Origin of the sequence: Micrococcus sp. APC 4021 (genome assembly GCF_030407635.1) — a bacterium.
In the GTDB taxonomy this organism is placed as follows: Bacteria; Actinomycetota; Actinomycetes; order Actinomycetales; family Micrococcaceae; genus Micrococcus; species Micrococcus luteus.
Genome location: NZ_JASDCZ010000157.1, coordinates 1 through 4,291, shown reverse-complemented (window position 1 = coordinate 4,291; position 4,291 = coordinate 1). Strand labels below are relative to the sequence as shown.

Below are 4,291 nucleotides of genomic sequence, written 5' to 3'. Positions count from 1 at the left end.
TCCACGAGGGCGGGGGAGTGGACGAGGTAGGCGGCCCACTGCCCGCGCGAGATCGACACGTTGAGCCGGTTACGGTTCAGGAGGAAGTCCAGCCCGCGCGGCACCTCCTGCGGTGAGGACGCCGCCATCGTCAGGATCGCGACGGCGGCCTCCCGGCCCTGGAACTTGTCCACGGTGCCGACGGTGGTGCCCTCGAGACCGGCGGCGTCGAGCGCCTCCCGGACCGTGGCGACCTGCGCGTTGTACGGGGCCACCACGATCACGTCGGACGGCTCGAGCGGCCGGCCGGGGTCGTCCGGGCCGGTGGACCAGGTGCGGCCGAGCAGTGACCGGACGATCTCGACGACGGCCGCGGCCTCCTCCGGCGAGGACACCGCGTTGCCCGTGTGGGAGACCGGCCACGGGTGCAGCCCGGGCTCCACGCCGTCGAGCCGGCGGGCGTCCGTGACGTCCTCCTTCGCGCCGAGCTCGCCGGCGTAGGAGAGCGTGGAGACGGCCTCCGTCAGCGCGGAGTGCATACGCCAGGAGGTGTCCAGGAAGAAGCCGCGGTCTGCGCGCAGCACCGGCTCGTCGGCGGCCAGCCAGCTCAGCGCGGCCTCGCCAATCGGCTGGGGGTGGGTCCCCTTGGTGACCTGCGGCAGCTGCTGGGGGTCGCCGAGCAGGAGCACAGTGCGGGCCATGGCCGCCGCGGCGAGGGTGTGCGCCAGGGAGAATTGCCCGGCCTCGTCGATCACCAGGAGGTCGAACTCCTGCACGTCCTCGTGCGCGAAGGTCCAGGCGGTGCCGCCGACGACGTGGCCGGGGAGGCCGATGTACGGCTTGGCGTCCGACACCGTGGCCCAGGGGCGCTCGGGCGCGTCCTTGCCGCGCTTCTCCGCCTTGAGCACCTGTTTCTTCGGCACCCCGATGGACACGAGCTTGCCCAGGAAGTTCTCCACCACGGCGTGGGACTGGGCCGTGACGCCCACGCTCCACCCGCGTTCGAGCAGGGCCTTCACGGCGTGGCTCCCCACGTGGGTCTTGCCCGTCCCGGGAGGGCCCTGGACGGCGACGTAGGAGCCCCGCGCGGACTCGAGCGCCTCCACGAGCGCCTCCCAGCCCTGGCGGGCGGGAGCGGGCGCGGAGTCGCCCTCGCGCAGCTCGGTGGAGATGGCCGCCAGGGGGCGGCCGGCGGTCGCCGGGGGGCGGCGCGCCAGGATGTCGAAGGCGGCCGTGGACGGGGCGGCGGCGTCGCCTCCCGATCCCGGCAGACCGCCGGCCTGCACCGCGGTCCGGGCGCGCTCGCGCAGGCGCTCCTTGAGCTTGTCCGTGTTCACCACCGTGTGGGCGAACGCCGCCATGGGCAGCTCCGAATGCTGCTCCACGTCCTGCGTGGGGATCTTCTCCCGCAGCAGCACCACGGAGCTGCCGTCCGGGCGGTCCTCGACGTCCTCCACGACGGCCTTGGCACCGACCCAGCGCACCGCGTTGGGTTGGAGGAGGTCGCGGCGGTCCGCCGGGACGTCCTCGTACACCGTGATGGCCTCGGCTCCGGGCTGCAGCGAGCTCCCCGGCTCCAGGGTGCCGGTCATCCGCAGCACCCGCTGGAAGGTCCGAGCGCCCTTGGGTCGGTGCCAGTCCTCGGCCACGTCCACGCGGTCCGCCACGACGTTGGCGCGGGCGTCCTGCCACTCATCCGGCGGGGAGATGCCGCGGTCGAAGAAGGCCCACCACACGGGTTTGTCCTCGCGCTGGTAGAAGCCCAGCCCGGCGGCGAGCAGGGCCACGCCGCGCTGCTCGTCGTCCAGGACGGCGTCCGCGTCGTCCGCGGTGGGCAGGAGGCCCAGGAGGTCCGCCTCCAGGCGCGCGTCCTCGCCCTCCAAGGCGGGGGCGGGCTCGACGAGGTGCTCATCGTCGTCGGGCCGGGGTGCCGTGGCGCCGTGCTCGGCGGTGCGCCCCACCTGCTCCAGCAGCCAGTCCCGCAGCCGCGCCGTGGAGACGCAGTCGTACCGGTTGTAGTCCTCGATGTCGGCGCGGATCGCCCGCGCGACCTCGGTGTCTCCGGCCTCCAGCGCGGCGACGTACCGGTGGTACTCGGTGACGCTGTCCGCCGCCGTCGTGACGCCGTCCTCCGCCCGGTGCTCCACCCCCATGTAGAGGGGCTCCAGCTTCTTGATGGAGTAGCTCGGCACACCGGCCCGCAGGGCGGCGCGGACCGTGGAGTAGAGGTCCACGAACAGCCCCGCGCGCAGCCAGTCGTCCAGCTCGCGCTCGCCCACGCCGTGGCGCACGGTCAGGCGCTTCAGCGCGGTGACCTCGTACGCGGCGTAGTGGTAGATCCGCATCCCCGGGTGGGCCGCGCGCCGCGCCTCCACGAACGCCACGAACCGCTCGAGCGCCGCCCGCTCGGCGGCACGGGTGTCCGCCCACAGGCCCGTGAACCGGAAGTCGGCCGAGGCGGTGCGCGCGGTGTCCCCGCCCGGCGCCTCGACCCAGCCCCACAGATACTCGAGGCCCTCCATGCTCCCGTCCGCGGAGACCCACAGCGGGTCCCCCTCGAAGTCGAAGAAGACGTCTCCGGCGTCCGGCACGGGTAGCCCCGCCACGGCGCGCGGGTCCACGATCCGATGCGGCGGCAGCCCGTCCGCCCCGGCCGGCTCCAGCTGGATCGCCGCCTGTTCCCGCAGCGCCTCCCACGTGCGGCGGGCCATGCCCTCCGGCGGTGCGACGGACGCCGCGAGCTGCTCGATGGTCGTGATGCCGGCCTCGCGCAGCCGGGTGCGCTGCAACCGCGTGGCCCCCGCCGTGAGCAGCACGTCCCGGTGCTCGGCGACGGCCTCCTCGCACGCCTCGCATGCGCCGCAGACGCTCAGGCGGTCGTCGCCCCAGCGGGTGGGCTCCCCGGCGGCCACGTGATCCTGCAGCAGCGCCTCCAGCCGGGCTCGCTGGTGCCGGTACACCGGGATCACCTCGTCCAGGTCCGCGACGTGCCGGGAACCGTCCCCGAGCCACAGGCTGCCCTGCCGCGCCCGCGGCACGCCCATGCCGTCCAGCAGGTCTGCGTACGCGGCGATCTGCAGCAGCGCCGTCACCCGTGCATGCCGGGCCAGCTTCGTGTCCACCACCTCGTACGCGCCCTCGGGGTGCTCCTCGTCCGTGCGGAGCACGAGGAAGTCGGCCAGACCGCCGAACGCGCCGTCGTGCAGCATCCCCTGGAACACGACGGCGGGGCGCGCGGCCAACGCCGCCGCGGTGCGCTCGCGGGCGGCCTGCACGCCCTCGGGTGTGTAGCGCTCCGGGCGGGTGAGCCGGACCACCTGGTCTGCGCCGTGCTCCGCCTCGAGTCGCGCGAGCACGCGGGACTCGTGCTCGTCCCCGAGGCGGGAGACCCGCTCGAGGAACGCGTCCGCCACGCCGATCCGCGGGGCGCGCCCGAGCGCGGGGTCCACCGTCCCGCGCAGCCACCCGTAGGTGCACGTGGCGGCGGCGGTGATGTCCGAGGGGCTGAGCATGAAGGAGGCGCGGTCCGGCGCGAAGGTCACCATGCCGTCACCCTAGACAGGAGTCGCGGACGCGATGGGCAGGGCCCGCGCACAGGTCCCCCGGTGTGCCCCGCTCCCACGGCATGACGGCGGGGGCGGCGAGCGTCACACACCGGACCGGACTTGACGTGAGTCACATCCAGGGAGTTACCTAATGATCGTTCAGTAATTCTCTGCGCCGCCGCGCCGGCGCGCCCGTGCCGGCAGGGAGGCCCGCCCATGACCGAGACCGCCCACCACCCCATGCTCGCGGAGGACCGCGTGGCACGGTGGCTCGGCGTCACCCTCGAGGCCGCCGAGAAGGACCACGCGCGCATCCGGATGACGCTCACCGAGGACCAGCACAATGGCTTCGGCCTGGCCCACGGCGGCGCCGTCTTCGCGTTCGCGGACACGTGCTTCGCGCTGACCTGCAACGACCCCGCCTCGGACGGCTCCACCCTCACCGTGGCCTCCGGCGTGGACGTCAACTTCCTCGCGGCCACCCGCGCCGGGCAGACCCTCGTCGCGGAGGGCCGCCTGGTCGCCGCCGCCGGCCGCTCGGCCGTCTACGACATCACCGTCACCACCGACGACGGCACCCCGGTGGCCGCCTTCCGCGGCCGCTCCCGCACCATCCCCGCCCCCGGACGCTGACCGACGGGCGCACCCGCCGATGCGCCGCCGTCGTCGACCGCCGCCCGACCCCGCATCCCCAGGAGAACGCCATGCTTGAGGCCTCGATCCCCAACCCGTACACGCCGGCACCCCTGCCCGCCCCCGCGGTCGGC

Annotated in this window: 2 protein-coding genes; one reads left to right on the top strand and one right to left on the bottom strand. The window is 74.4% G+C overall.

Annotation, left to right across the window (positions count from 1 at the left end; translation table 11 throughout):
* On the bottom strand, positions 1-3,524 hold a 3,524-nt coding region (locus QL983_RS10535), incomplete at its 3' end, for a bifunctional RecB family nuclease/DEAD/DEAH box helicase (RefSeq protein WP_290152920.1).
* A gap of 216 nt (positions 3,525-3,740) precedes the next feature.
* Here QL983_RS10535 and QL983_RS10530 point away from each other — a divergent pair.
* Positions 3,741-4,157 (top strand): hotdog fold thioesterase, encoded by a 417-nt coding sequence (locus tag QL983_RS10530; RefSeq protein WP_020624995.1) that lies wholly within the window; start codon positions 3,741-3,743, stop codon positions 4,155-4,157.
* Positions 4,158-4,291 lie beyond the last annotated feature (134 nt).